The sequence below is a fragment of the Nitritalea halalkaliphila LW7 genome (assembly GCF_000265075.1).
GTDB lineage: Bacteria > Bacteroidota > Bacteroidia > Cytophagales > Cyclobacteriaceae > Nitritalea > Nitritalea halalkaliphila.
Genome location: NZ_AJYA01000073.1, coordinates 1 through 14,085, shown reverse-complemented (window position 1 = coordinate 14,085; position 14,085 = coordinate 1). Strand labels below are relative to the sequence as shown.

Sequence of the window (14,085 nt, the reverse complement as noted above, 5' to 3'; positions counted from 1 at the left end):
TTTAGTATTCTTTATATTGGGTTGTGCTTTTGTAACTGTTGTACTCCTTTTATAAAAGTTTTGAGAGTGCGCCAGATGGCTTCGGGTTATTATGGCTTATTCCACTTTTATATACTACATTAGTTGCGTTTACCAATATTCGACATGGGGTTTTTAAATATTTAGGATTGACAATTATTCAAATTATTCTTTTTTTTAGATATATTGTTACTATTTTTTATACTTTTTTATTATGAGATATTTTTTCATTCCAACTCTATTATTACAAATCGAGATTCTAATATAATCGCCACTATCTTGATCTTACTGGAAATGGCTGTAATTATTTTTACGTTGCATTATGGTTTAATTTATTTAGAAAAGATTAAATTTAAATATTCTGCATTGCCACGGTTGCTAAATAAAAACTACACATTTCTTTACATCGTTTTTTTTTATTGGGTTAATATCCTTTTTTATTTTTCAAGGAATAAGAGATCGCACAAATGTACTTGTAGTTTCCAGCTATGGTGAATCTGGATTAAATGCTATTGCTGGTATCGGATTCATTTTTACTCAAGTAGCTTTAAAAGCGTTAATGCTAGTCTTTGTTTATAAGTACTTCTTCAGGCATAAAAAATCTAACATCTATACAATTATTTTTTTGGCATTTCTTCAAGTTATTGTGTTTTGGACTGGAAGTAGACTTACTGTTTTATCTAATGCGGTGGCTACTTCTTATTTTTTATATAGTATCAATATGTTTACTCGATCTAAAGTGTTTGTTTTTTTAGTTTTTGCTACCTTGGTCATGACTTCAATTACATTTTATCGGTGGTTTGGCGATGGTGGAATTTCATCTGCTCAGAATGAATTTTTAGTGACTAGTTCTGAACAAAATACTATCGATTATCTCCAATCATATTTTGCTGGACACAGTCTTATTTCTAATGCGGTATTGTTAGCGGATCGGGTAAATGATATTCAGTTTTACATCTTTGTAAACGAAATAATTAGTTCTTGGTTGTTCGTAAGACAGGTTTTCCCTCCATCGCCGGATCAATCAACAGTCCTATTCAATAAGATATATGGTTTTGAAGAGGGTAACAGCATGATTCTTCCTACTCTAGGTCAAAGTTTTTTCTATTTTGATATTTTTGGATTCTTTGTTTTGCCTTTTTTCTTTTCTTTTCTACTTATTTATTTCGAAAGAGGTTATATTTTATCTTCTACTTTGTCTTTTAAATATGCTTACGTGGTATTGATTTCATGGTTCGCTTTTTTTCCTATGCAAAACATTAATATTATTTCTGCAACCTTATTTAATGTGGCAGGGCCTTTATTTCTATTTTCTTATTTAAATTCTAAAATAAGGTTTTGAATATTCTCATAAATTGCTCGAACATTATTATTGGAGGAGGTATTCAAGTTGCATCTTCCTTTTTGCACGAATTAGAAAATTATAGTGGTGAGCATCTATTCGTATTTGTGTCGTCATCAAAGCTAAGTCAAAAAGTTAGGTCTGCGCCTAATTCAAGGAATATTGTTAAGTTTATTACTTATTCTATTAGACCAAATATTCTAAAGGCTCTTTCAGGTCAGGACCCTTTTTTGGACCGTTTAGTAAAAGATAATTCTTGTGAAAAGGTGTTCACCTTATTTGGCCCTTCTTATTGGAAACCAAAAGTTCCACATTTAGTAGTTTGCAAAACCCCATTATGTCTATCCAGACTCTCCTTTTTTTGATCAAATTTCCATTCTTGAAAGATTAAAATTATTTCTAAAAGGCTTAATTCATTTGTATGACTTTAAGTACAACAATAATCAGTTGGTTACTGAAAATATTGACGTCTCCAAAAGAATAGGCTTACGATTGAACAAAACTGTGCATACTGTTAGTAATACTTATCATCAGGTTTTCGATAATAAAGATTTATGGAATACTCCTGTATTTCAATTTGATGAAAAATTTATTTATATACTTACAATTGCGGCGAATTATCCACATAAAAATCTATCTATTATTCCTAAAATTGTGGATGAACTTCTAAGTAGAAATGTTAAGAATGTAAAATTTGTTTTAAGCGTTAATCAGGGAGATATAATTTCGAATAAAAAATGCTGATCGGTATATTCATTATTTAGGACATGTTTCGATTGAAACATGTCCAACGTTATATGAAAAATCTAACTTTGTTTTTCTGCCTACGCTTTTAGAAAGTTTTTCAGCGACATATGCAGAGGCCATGAAGATGGGTAAGGTATTAATAACATCAGATTTACCTTTTGCCCGTGGTATTTGTGAAGATGCAGCCATTTATGTTGATCCTTTAAATCCAAAAGATATTGCTGACAAAATTCTTGAACTAGTTAAATATCCTGAAAAGTATGCTATTTATATAAATGCAGGTTTTTCTCGCTTAAAACATTTTAATAATGCTCAATCAAGAGCAGCAAAATACATTGAATTTATTGAAAATTTATGAAACAAATCATCCAATCCTTTAAAACGGGAGAAACTATATTAGAAGAAGTCCCGGCTCCTATTGTGTCTAGGGGGCAGGTATTGGTTCAAACTACCTATTCTTTGGTTAGTTTAGGTACAGAAAGGATGCTGGTAGAGTTTGGGAAATCTAACCTGATTTCCAAAGCGCGTCAACAACCCGATAAAGTAAAACAGGTACTAGATAAGATCAAAACGGAAGGTTTATTACCTACGTTAGATGCTGTATTTAATAAGTTAGGTGAACCCCTTCCTTTAGGATACTGTAATGTGGGTAAGGTCATTGCCGTTGGGGAGGGAGTAACGGAGTTTCAAATAGGAGATAGGGTGGCTTCTAACGGTCAACATGCCGAAGTGGTCAGTGTTCCTAAAAATTTGATAGCCAAAATACCGGAGCAAGTAAGCGATCAAGAAGCAGCTTTTACTGTAATCGGAAGTATTGGCCTCCAAGGCATACGCCTGATTAACCCAACGTTGGGAGAAACGGTAGTTGTCACAGGCTTGGGTCTTATAGGTCTTATTACTGCTCAATTACTCATCGCCAATGGTTGTAGAGTAATCGGCATAGACTTCGATGCAGTCAAATTAGAGCTTGCTAGAAAGTGGGGTGTAATTACCTGTAATCCCAAAAACGAAGATGTTGTAAAGTTTGTGGAGTCGCATACAGAGGGTATCGGTGCAGATGCTGTTTTGATTACTGCTTCTGCCAAATCTGATGAAATTATTAGTCAGGCAGCACGAATGAGTAGAAAGCGAGGTAGGATAGTATTGGTTGGTGTCATTGGGCTAAACATTAGTCGTGCTGATTTTTACGAAAAAGAGTTAAGTTTCCAAGTTTCTTGTTCCTATGGTCCTGGAAGATATGATGATAATTATGAGCAAAGAGGCATAGATTATCCCCTACCTTTTGTAAGGTGGACAGAAAAGAGAAATTTTGAAGCGATCCTACAAAGTATTGCATCTGGTAAATTACAAGTGCAGGAGCTTATTACTGAAGTAGTTCCCTTGCATGACTATCAAAAAATTTATGGCCACATTGGTCAGTCTTCTTCTATTGCTTCCATTCTTGAATATCCTAAAACCAATGAACCTAAAAGAAATACGGTTAGCCTCAGTTCCAAGAGTTTCCAAGGGCAGAAGGGGGTACTGGGTATAATTGGATCTGGTAACTTTACTAAAATGACCATGTTACCTGCTTTAAAAGATTCAGGCGCGTATTTTAAGTATATAGCGAGTAGGGGAGGGGTAACAGGTACGGCTATGGCGAAGAAATTCGGATTTAGCCACAGTACGACCGATTATCGAGAAATATTAAAAGATACGGAGGTGGATTTGGTGATGATTACCACGCGTCATCATTTACATGCCTCCATGGTAGTAGAGACTTTGAATGCTGGTAAGCATGTATTTGTAGAGAAGCCTTTGGCATTGAATATTGAGGAATTACAGCAGATCATGCATGCTGCTGAAAATTCAAAAGGCAGTATTACCGTAGGTTTCAATAGACGTTTTTCTCCGCATGCCATCAAAATAAAGCAAGAAGTTGGAAGTGGTCCAATGAATATTATTGCCACTATGAATGCGGGCTTTATACCGTCTAATGTATGGGTACATGACTTAAATGTGGGAGGCGGCAGAATTATTGGCGAAGCATGTCACTTCATTGATTTATGTAGTTATATAACAGGCTCCAAGGTGGTAGCTGTCTGTATGAATGCAATGGGTATGAATCCACAGGAAAACACTGATAATGCTTCTATATTATTGAAATATGAGGACGGTAGCAATGCAGTCATTAATTATTTTGCTAACGGAAGTAAGGCTTATTCTAAGGAAAGACTAGAAGTTTTTTCACAAGAGAGAACCATAATTATGGATAATTTTAGAAAAACGGAGGCTTTTGGATTTAAAGGTTTTAAAGGCTTAAAAACTTCTTTAGACAAAGGTCATAAAAATCAGTTTCATTCTTTGATACAAAGAATTCAAAAAGGCGGAGAGGCATTAATTCCATTTGACAGTCTTGTAAACACCACCCAAGCAAGTTTTGCAGCCATCGAAAGTTTAAGAACAAGGTCTTGGATTTCATTAGATTAATGTAATGAATCTGAAGTTAGCCATACAATTGTATCAAAACATGGGAACTCGGTATGTGATGTATCGTGTTTTTCATGAACTTGAGAAAAAGTTGGGTAGGTTAAAAAGGAAACATCCAGCTCATTTAAAGTTTCAAAATCCAATTTCACTTGATCAGTGGCGTCAAACAAAAAATGCTTTTGTAATTGATTCAAAGCAGCAATTAAGTTTTAAAAAGAATCCATCTGAAATTCTAAAACAAAAATTAGAGAAAATTTTAGTTGGCGAATTCCAGTATTTTAATGCCAAATGGATTCGTATTGGTAAAAATTATGATTGGGTGACAAACCCATCTAATGGTTATCGTTATGATGCAAAACAGCATTGGTCTGAGATCTGCAGATTTAACTGCAGAAGCTGGAGATATAAAATATGTTTGGGAGAAATCAAGGTTTTCATACATCTTGACTATTATCAGGTATGATTATCATTTTGAGCATGATTTATCAGAATTTGTTTTTGAAGAAATAGATTCTTGGATTCAAGCTAACCCAATCAATCAAGGTCCCAATTGGCGTTGTAGCCAAGAAATATCCTTACGTATTTTTAATTGGTGCTATGCCTTGTATTACTATCAAAATGCTCACGCTTTGACGGAAGAGCGTTGGCAGAAAATACAGCAAGTAATTTATGCCTCACTACATCATGTGTATCATCACATTGATTTTTCAAGAATTGCAGTAAGAAACAATCATGCTATTACGGAAACTTTGTTTCTTGCTTTGTCTAATATACTGTTTCCCTTTATTCCTGAAACAAAAAGATGGTCAAAAGATGGAGTAAAGTGGCTTGAAAAGGAAATCGACTATCAAATATATGACGATGGCACTTTTTTGCAGTTTTCTATGAACTACCATAGGGTAGTGGTACAATTGTTATCGTTAGGGATTTCAATTTTTGAGAAAAATAAGCGGCAATTTTCTGATGTAGTTTACCAAAAGGCATATAAGTCGGTAAATTTTTTATACCAATGCATGCAAGACCAAAACGGTTGGTTGCCTAATTATGGTTCTAATGATGGCGCTTTGTTTTTTCCATTAACTGATGCTGATTATAGGGATTATAGGCCTCAATTGAACACCTTGCATCAAATTTTAACAGGAAAGTCATTGTCTATGAATGATGAAATTCGGGAAGATTATCATTGGGTAGGTGGAGAGATAAAAAAAGAACATTTTCAACCCATTGTAAAAAAACAGGGGATTCAAAGTTTTGATATTGGGGGGTATTATTTATGCAGAGTAGGTGATTTATTTACATTTATTCGTTGTGGCAATCACAAAGATAGACCAGCCCAGGCTGACAATCTACATATAGATATTTGGTACAAAGGGGAAAATGTTTTAAGAGACTCAGGAACATACCAATACAATACTTCCCCTGAAAAATTAAATTATTTTATGGGAACTACTTCGCATAATACCGTGATGGTAGGAGAACATTCTCAAATGCAAAAAGGAGGTAGATTTATTTGGTATTTTTGGTCACAAAAAAGGGAAGCGAGTTGGAAGGAAACAGAAGATGCATTCGTTTTTACAGGAACTATAAGTGCGTTTCGACAGCTAAATCACCAGGCGTTGCATAAACGAATACTGAAAATTAATAAGCACAAACCTGTCTGGATGGTAAGGGATATAATAAATGGCTTAGATTCACACAGGAAAAAACAAATATGGCATCCGAATAATCTAAAATTAAAAATTAGTTGTAATGATCAGCAACCAACTTTTTTTGACTCCTTAAACTCTGATTACTATGGTCTGTTAGAGCTAAAACAATCCTTATCTTTTGAATTCGATAAATCTATTGAAACCAAAATAGAATTAATATTTAGATGAAAATACTTTTATTACACCAATATTTTTTGGAAGAAGATGACCCCGGAGGTTCACGTTGGAATGAAATGACCAAAACATGGACGGCTAATGGTCATGAGGTAATAGTTATAGCAGGGATGATGCATGCGAACGGTTTAGAAAAAAGAAAAGAATATAAGGGTAAATATTTTGTAAGAAAACAACAAGGTGAAGTTATCGTGCAAAGAACCCATGTTTCAGAATCATATAACAGTGGCTTTTTAGGTAGATTATGGGGTTATTTTTCTTTCATGTTTTCATCGCTATGGGCAGGGCTATTTAAAGTAAAAGGAAGATATGACGTAGTCATTGTAACTTCCCCTCCTTTGTTTGTCGGAATTTCAGGATATTTGATTTCGCGATTCAAAAAAGCCCCAATGGTTTTTGAAATTAGGGATTTGTGGCCTGAATCTGCTATTGACACTGGTGTATTAACTAACAAGTGGATAATTAAAATGGCTTATGCTGTTGAAAAATTTATCTACAAAAAAGCTGCTCTAATCAACGTGTTGACTCCTGCTTTTTATAACACGTTAAGAGATAAAAAGAATATTAGCGAATCAAAATTAATTATGATCCCTAATGCGGCTGATTTTAGTTTATCAGAAGATATACTCTCAAGTTTTGATAGAGATGCATTTAGAAAGAAACATCATTTGGATGAGTATTTTGTGGTAACTTATGTAGGAGCTCACGGAGTAGCCAATCATTTAGAACAAATTTTAGAAGCCGGTAAAGCTTTAGAAGACACGAACGTACTTTTTTTACTAATTGGCCAAGGAATGGAAAAGGTGAGACTACTTCACTTGGCTCAAAAAATGGAAGTTAAGAATGTGCGTTTTATTGACCCAGTTCCTAAAAAAGAAGTCTTTAAATACATTATAGCTTCTGAGATGGGGGCTTCCGTACTGAAAAAAGTGGAAACATTTAAAACGGTATACTCGAAACAAGACATTTGATTATTTTTCTTGTAAAAAACCTATTTTAATGGCCATTGATGGTGTCTCAAGAGAATTGGTGGAGGCCGCCAAAGCAGGCAGCTATGTAGAACCAGAAAACGTAACTGAATACAATCGTATTGTGCGAGACTATTTGAGTAATCCCAAGCGTTTAGAAGAGGAGGGGATGAACGGTTATCATTATGCAAAAGATAATTTTGATAGAGAATTATTGGCTAACAAATACCTGAATGAAATAAAGAAAGCTTTAAATTAGATACAGTAGATGAAGAATATTACACTAATTGCAGGAGCTAGACCAAACTTCATGAAAATAGCCCCAATTATTCATGCCATTCAAAAGGCACAAAAAGAAGGAAAAAAAATAAGTTACAGGTTAATTCATACTGGTCAACATTATGACAAAAAAATGTCTGGCGACTTTTTTTGAACAATTAGAAATACCTGAACCGCATGCTAATTTAGAATCGGGTGGAGGAACACAAGCCGAACAAACAGCAAATATTATGGTACGTTTTGAGAGTGAATTACTCGAAAACCCAACGGATCTAGTATTAGTTGTAGGAGACGTCACATCAACAATGGCCTGTGCGATTACAGCGCAAAAACTTCATACCAAGGTTGCTCATGTTGAAGCAGGAATTCGATCAAACGATTGGTCGATGCCAGAAGAAATTAACCGTTTGGTGACAGATGCTATCACCAACTATTTCTTTACGACTTCTGAAATTGCTAATGAAAACCTACTGATAAATGGTGTAAAAGAAGAACAAATCTATTATGTTGGTAACACAATGATTGATACTCTTCTGAAAAACCGAACTCGATTTCGAAAACCGGAAATTTGGGATCAAATTGGACTGAAAGAGAAAGAATATATAGTCATGACTTTACATCGTCCAGCCAATGTTGATGAAGAACATAAGTTAAAAGAATTATTAGACGAAATTATCCATCATTCTAATGATTTACCTTTAGTATTTCCAGTACACCCGAGAACAGCGAAAATTCTTGAAAACTTAGGTGTAAATCATCCAAGATTACATATGATTGAACCACAAGGATACTTAGAATTTAATTATTTAGTAGAAAGAGCTAAAGCTGTTGTTACAGATTCAGGAGGTATAACAGAAGAAACAACAGTTATGGGTGTTCCTTGTATGACTCTTAGAGACAACACAGAAAGGCCTGAAACGATAACAGAAGGAACAAATGAATTGATTGGAACAAATCCAAAAGCAATTAAGCCAGCGATGGATAAGCTGTTTTCAGGGAACTGGAAGCACGGTAAGATTCCATACTTATGGGATGGTAAAACATCAGAGAGAATCATTGAGTATGTTCTTTCGTTTTAGTTATGATTATCTAGATTCTGGATTTTAATTTCCTTCTTAAGATATTATAGTTGACTTTTCTGTAATATTTAATATTTATACTTTTTACAGTAAAAAATTCTGCTACATGAGTTATGGTATTTTCCCTTTTAAAGAGGTTTTCTCTTTCTAGAATAAAAACTTGAATTCTTGATTATTTGTTACAATTGAACCATGAACAGGTATGACTAAAATCAATATATTAGGCGCGAGTGGGCATGCGAAGGTCATCGTGGATATCATTCAGCGTAATGGCCAAGAAGTAGGCTATGTTTTTGATGACAATCCGGCTGTTTCCTCTTTTCTCGGTCATACCGTCCTTTCGCGACTGGAAAAGGAACAGCTGTATGCTTTTCCGCTGGTGCTTGCGATTGGTAAGAATTGTACCCGCAGGGCCGTATCGCTTTCGCTGGATGATGTGGCCTTTACTCAGCCATTGATTCATCCTTCTGCTATCGTTTCAGAGCTTGCTCATATCGGCAAAGGTACCGTTGTTATGCCTGGTGCAATTGTAAATGCGGGAGCTTTTATAGGGGAGCACTGTATTATTAACACGGGAGCTGTTATCGAACATGATTGCATTTTACACGATTTCGTGCATATCTCTCCGAATGCTATATTAGCTGGTGGAGTAGAAGTACTACCCGAAACTCAAATAGGCATGAATGCTTCCGTTATCCAAAATGTAACTATTGGTGCGCATTCGATAGTGGGGGCAGGGAGTGTCGTGATAGAGGACATCCCTGATCACTGTACGGCAGTAGGTGTTCCAGCTAAACCGATTAAACTGCACAAAAGCGTGTTCTAATCAAATTTGTCCAAGGTTCTTTTCTTATCAAACCCTGCAGTGCCTTGAAGGGGTTTGTTTAATTTAGATCCTTTCTATCCTTTCAGCATTTTGAGAATTTATAGCAGGTTGTCTTCGTTGAAATCTACTGAAGCTGTAGTTTTCGTAGATATTGTTAGAATCATTAGCGATTAATTAACTCATTCAGAGTAGATTTCCGTGTAAAAAGAGTTTGTAAACGATTAGGGGGCCAATACACTACTGCCTTTAGCTCTTCGGCAGATTGGGTATCGACCAGAGGAAGCTTTTACTGCTTGTCCTAATATTTTTGCTTTTGGTGGGGTAAAATTTGTAATTAGTCGTTTTTGTGAGAGAATTTTTGGGGGCATTTCCGCGATTCCATGGGAATCATTTATCTTTGTGGAAATTACGTTTTTACCCAGCACCACAACGAATACACAATTTTTAATCTCATTTGGCCAGTCTCAGGTCGGTCGTGTTTGGAATGTAGTAGGAGTAGCGGTATGTGTAAGGATCTCTACCCAGTCTGATCGCTACGTCACTATGCTTCCCTTCCTGTATGAGAAGTGGGCAGGCATGGGACCGAGAGGGCGAAGCTGTATCGGATGCTGTCTGGACTTTTTATTTTGTACAAAGCACCGTCATTGTCCTCCTAATCGTTTTGGTGAACGCTACTATCTTGATTACAGGTGGTGTTAGTTTTATCGGTTCTAATCTCTGTGCCTACTTCTTAAATGTGGATGCCAAAGTTACCTGCTTGGACTTGTGCAGGACGGCAAATGAATCATAACGCTTGTTCGAGGCTTACGATGTAGTGATTTTGGATTGTCCACCGGTGGGCTTTGTTTCCGAAACACGCGATCTTTTTCAGTATGCGGATGCCTCCACTTATGTCTTCCACCAAAATTACTCGAATAAAGTGGCTGTAGAACTACATCGATCCACTTCGATGATAAGTTGGGGCAGGAGTATCCAAGCTAAGAGGAGGAGCAGGCTCCTCTAATGTGAAGTTGATACATAGCAAAGCATAAGCTTTCAAAATGATAGAGCAAGCCTTTGGTGCAGGGATTGGTAACGACAATGCCAGAGATATCCTAAAAGAGCGGTTGTACAAACACCGCAAAGGAAAGGATAGCATGCTAGAACCGATCAAAGGACTATTGCGCTTTTATCAACCTCATCCCTTTGCCAAGGCATTTGGCTTGAAGCGCCATGTACGAGACGGGGATTTTCGCACTTTTATGCATGAGAGGAGTTTGACATGCGTGGTGTAGCACTGGCTTTTGAAGGCTCCTAAAAGTTAAAAACCCAATATGCGGCCTATGGTTGTGTATTTGATCTAAACAACCAACGACTCTTTGTGGAAATTAGCGATGGTTTTGTAAAGCAAATCAATGACCCATCTCCCGGTTATTGGGATGAAGGCCTGAATTGGCATGAAGGAAAATTCAACCCGCAAGGTGGATGGCGAATTTAATCTTAATTGAAAAATACAAATAATCAGGTTATAAATATGTGCGGTATTGCAGGTTTCATTCAAAAAAAAAGAAATTCGAGTTCATGCTAAAGAACATTTTTTAAAAATCAGCTAAGCTAATGAATCATAGGGGGCCAGATCATGTAGGTGTCTACGATAGAGGAAATTTATTATTGGTTCATTTTAGGTTAAGTATTCTAGACTTAGATCCTCGTTCAAACCAGCCTTTTACTTCTGCTTCAAGAAAAAACGTCTGTGTTTACAATGGAGAAATATATAATTATAAAAAGAATTCAAGATGAATTAAAAATTTCCTGCTCCACTACATCAGACACGGAAGTGATGATTGAAAGTTATGAGAAAATTGGCGATGAGATTGTTCCAAAATGGAATGGTATTTTTGCAGCTGCTATCTTAATATTGAAAATAATGAAATTTCATTGATTAGAGATCGTTTGGGCGTTAAACCTCTGTATTTTTATGAGGATGATGATGTTATTCTCTTTGCATCAGAAGCAAAAGTAGTCTTGTCTTACCTTTCTTCATTTACATTGAATTACAAAGCCTTAAATCAGTTTATTTGGTTTGGCAATACCACCGGTAATCAAACAGTAGTGAATAGATTGATAAAAATCGACCCGGGTACAATCACAAAAATAAATTTGAATAATTTCTCGTCCACCTCCTTAAAGTATTGGAATTATGATCAGGTTGAAAAAACAAAATTAGATGAGAAACAAATTATTGAAGAAATAAAAGATAAATTGAATAATGCAGTTAAAAGACAATTGATGTCAGATGTTCCACTAGGCGTTTTAATAAGCGGGGGAGTCGATTCAAGCGGATTGGTTGCCATGGCAGCTCAAAATACTCATGGTAGGTTAGATACCTATTCGGTAGATTATGATTATAACGTTGGTGGAGTAAGTGAGCTAAAAAATGCTGCAAAGGTAGCTTCCATGTATGATACAAATCATCATGAGCTGAGAGTTACAACTAATGATGCAGAAGATATTTTTTCCAAATTAGTATTCCAATATGATGAACCGTTTGCAGATCCTGCAAGTATTCCGCTTTATCAACTTTCTAAAGTTTGTAGTAATGATAAGAGGGTTATTTTACAAGGAGATGGGGGTGATGAGTTGTTTGCTGGCTATAGTCGATATAATGTCCTTGGATCTTATCATATATGGAAACTTGCGTCAAATCTATATCCCCTATTATTTTTCGATAATAGAAAACAAGAGCGACTGAAAAGACTAAACTTTATTCTGAGTCAAAAAAGTGATTATGATATTATATCTAATTATTTAACGGTTGAGACGCCATATAAAAATCCTATTCGTGTTTTTTCTAGGGATGTTCAAAATGAGCTTTTGAAAACTAAATGGAATAGCGATTATGAAGAACTAATTAAGCCCTTAGGGAATATTTCCAAATTAGATAAATTACTAATTGCCGACTTTAAAATTTTACTGACCAACAAGTACTTAGAGAAGGTAGATAAGGCTACTATGTTGTGCAGTATAGAGTCACGCGTACCCTATCTTGATAATGATTTGGTTGATTTTGCTCTTTCTATACCATCAGAATTGAAAATTAAGGGAAACGAAAAAAAATACCTGCTTAAAAAAGCGCTTAACGATTTGGTGCCAAATGAAATTTTATATGGAAAGAAGCGTGGATTTGATGTTCCCTACAGAGAATGGTTGAGAAAAGATTTGTATGGTTTTTTTAAGCAAAACATAAAAGAATCAAATCTAAGTTTTTTTGATAAAGAATCTGTCTTGAATATACTAGATATTCATAAAGACAAGAAGGCTGATTATGGCGATTTACTTTGGAAAGTACTAGTCTTAAGTAATTGGCTGTCGTTTTATTCAAATAAAATATTCAATGAATAAGTTAACCATTTGCATTGTTGTACCCTCTTTAAAAATGGGAGGCATGGAGCGTGTAGCTGCGACTTTAGTGAATGAGTTGGTTATCAAAGATAATGTAGAAGTTCATTTGATAATTCTTTCAAGAATACCAAAACAGTTTGATTTACATGAGAAGGTAATTTTGCACGAGCCTAGCTATTCTACTTCCAAATTAAATTTTTTTAATGCGTCATTAAAAACGATTAATTATTTAAGATATAAATTTAAAGTCATTAAACCATGCTCTATCTTAAGTTTCGGCGACAGATATAATTCCATCGTAATATTATCATCTTTATTTTTAAATATAAATGTCTTTGTTTCTAATAGGCAAAATCCTCATGTATCAAATGGTTTATTGGTTGATTTATTAAACAAGCTTTTGTATTCTTATTCCAAGGGTATTGTTGCTCAAACTAAATATGCCATGTCCGTATTTGCAAATAAATATAGTGTTAATAATATATCGGTGATTCCAAATCCAATAAAGCAGATTGAAACTCTTAATAAAATTAGGGACTTTACTGTTTTAAATGTTGGTAGGTTTGATAATGACAAAAATCAATTTGATTTAATTAATTTTTTCGATGCGGTAGATAATCCTTTTTGGAATTTGCTATTTATAGGTGAAGGACCTAAAATTAGTATAACTGAGTCGTATTTAAATAGAGCAAAACTAAAAGATAGGATTAAGATCATAGGCTTCACGAAGGAAATCGAGAAATATTATTTAAATTCTTCTATTTTTGCTTTTACCTCTATCTCCGAGGGCTTTCCTAATGCTTTAGCAGAAGCCATGGCGGCAGGGTGTGCCTGCATCGCATACGACTGTGTGGCCGGGCCATCTGACATCATCGATGATGGGGTGAATGGTTTTTTAATCCCAGTGGGAGACGAAAAACAATACATTAGAAAACTCAAGCTGCTGATGGAGGACGAGGCCTTACGTATCCGTTTTAGCAAAGCAGCTCAGGAAAAAATGAAGCAGTTTGAGGCATCGGTGATTGTGGAAAGATTTTATGAATTTATTACCTCAGGCATAGAAAACCATCATTATCACTAGCATACAATTATT

12 protein-coding genes and 2 pseudogenes are annotated in these 14,085 nt (G+C 35.2%); all 14 read left to right on the top strand.

Going from position 1 to position 14,085, the window contains the following annotated elements; translation table 11 throughout:
- The first annotated feature begins 643 nt into the window (after window positions 1-643).
- The 14 genes and pseudogenes from A3SI_RS15660 to A3SI_RS15605 all read left to right on the top strand — a co-directional run bounded on the left by A3SI_RS15660 (window position 644) and on the right by A3SI_RS15605 (window position 14,073).
- Window positions 644-1,360 (top strand): hypothetical protein, encoded by a 717-nt coding sequence (locus A3SI_RS15660; protein ID WP_156810349.1) that lies wholly within the window; start codon window positions 644-646, stop codon window positions 1,358-1,360.
- A 730-nt stretch (window positions 1,361-2,090) separates the two neighbouring features.
- Window positions 2,091-2,465, top strand: coding sequence for a glycosyltransferase (locus A3SI_RS18520; protein WP_083836560.1), 375 nt, complete (start codon window positions 2,091-2,093; stop codon window positions 2,463-2,465).
- Complete coding sequence (locus A3SI_RS15645) at window positions 2,462-4,576, top strand: bi-domain-containing oxidoreductase (protein ID WP_009057419.1); 2,115 nt, start codon at window positions 2,462-2,464, stop codon at window positions 4,574-4,576. Before A3SI_RS18520 ends, A3SI_RS15645 begins: the two co-directional genes overlap by 4 nt.
- A gap of 55 nt (window positions 4,577-4,631) precedes the next feature.
- A complete protein-coding gene (locus A3SI_RS19830) occupies window positions 4,632-5,039 on the top strand; it encodes a hypothetical protein (RefSeq protein WP_202946883.1) in 408 nt (135 codons plus the stop codon).
- Window positions 4,924-6,453 carry an alginate lyase family protein gene (locus tag A3SI_RS15640; RefSeq protein WP_202946882.1) on the top strand — a complete coding sequence of 510 codons (1,530 nt, stop codon included), beginning with the start codon at window positions 4,924-4,926 and terminating at the stop codon, window positions 6,451-6,453. The genes A3SI_RS19830 and A3SI_RS15640 overlap by 116 nt, the downstream gene beginning before the upstream one ends.
- Before the next feature lie 26 nt (window positions 6,454-6,479).
- The gene (locus A3SI_RS15635) at window positions 6,480-7,430 is read left to right on the top strand and encodes a glycosyltransferase family 4 protein (RefSeq protein ID WP_202946881.1); all 951 of its coding nucleotides are present in this window, start codon (window positions 6,480-6,482) and stop codon (window positions 7,428-7,430) included.
- 28 nt (window positions 7,431-7,458) lie between these two features.
- Window positions 7,459-7,686 carry a hypothetical protein gene (locus A3SI_RS19825; protein ID WP_202946880.1) on the top strand — a complete coding sequence of 76 codons (228 nt, stop codon included), beginning with the start codon at window positions 7,459-7,461 and terminating at the stop codon, window positions 7,684-7,686.
- A gap of 9 nt (window positions 7,687-7,695) precedes the next feature.
- Window positions 7,696-8,785: pseudogene (gene wecB, locus A3SI_RS15630) on the top strand (non-hydrolyzing UDP-N-acetylglucosamine 2-epimerase).
- 202 nt (window positions 8,786-8,987) lie between these two features.
- Complete coding sequence (locus A3SI_RS15625) at window positions 8,988-9,611, top strand: acetyltransferase (protein WP_009057415.1); 624 nt, start codon at window positions 8,988-8,990, stop codon at window positions 9,609-9,611.
- A 559-nt stretch (window positions 9,612-10,170) separates the two neighbouring features.
- Window positions 10,171-10,401 (top strand): hypothetical protein, encoded by a 231-nt coding sequence (locus tag A3SI_RS19820; protein ID WP_083836559.1) that lies wholly within the window; start codon window positions 10,171-10,173, stop codon window positions 10,399-10,401.
- Window positions 10,402-10,651: 250 nt separating this feature from the next.
- Entirely contained in the window at window positions 10,652-10,885 is a 234-nt protein-coding gene (locus A3SI_RS15620; protein WP_009057413.1) for a hypothetical protein, read from the top strand.
- 322 nt (window positions 10,886-11,207) lie between these two features.
- The gene (locus tag A3SI_RS23375; protein ID WP_083836557.1) at window positions 11,208-11,390 is read left to right on the top strand and encodes a hypothetical protein; all 183 of its coding nucleotides are present in this window, start codon (window positions 11,208-11,210) and stop codon (window positions 11,388-11,390) included.
- Window positions 11,353-12,992, top strand: a pseudogene (gene asnB / locus A3SI_RS15610) (asparagine synthase (glutamine-hydrolyzing)). The gene A3SI_RS23375 and the pseudogene asnB overlap by 38 nt, the downstream one beginning before the upstream one ends.
- Window positions 12,985-14,073, top strand: a complete 1,089-nt coding sequence (locus A3SI_RS15605) for a glycosyltransferase (RefSeq protein WP_009057407.1) — start codon at window positions 12,985-12,987, stop codon at window positions 14,071-14,073. Before asnB ends, A3SI_RS15605 begins: the two are co-directional and overlap by 8 nt.
- Window positions 14,074-14,085: the final 12 nt, after the last annotated feature.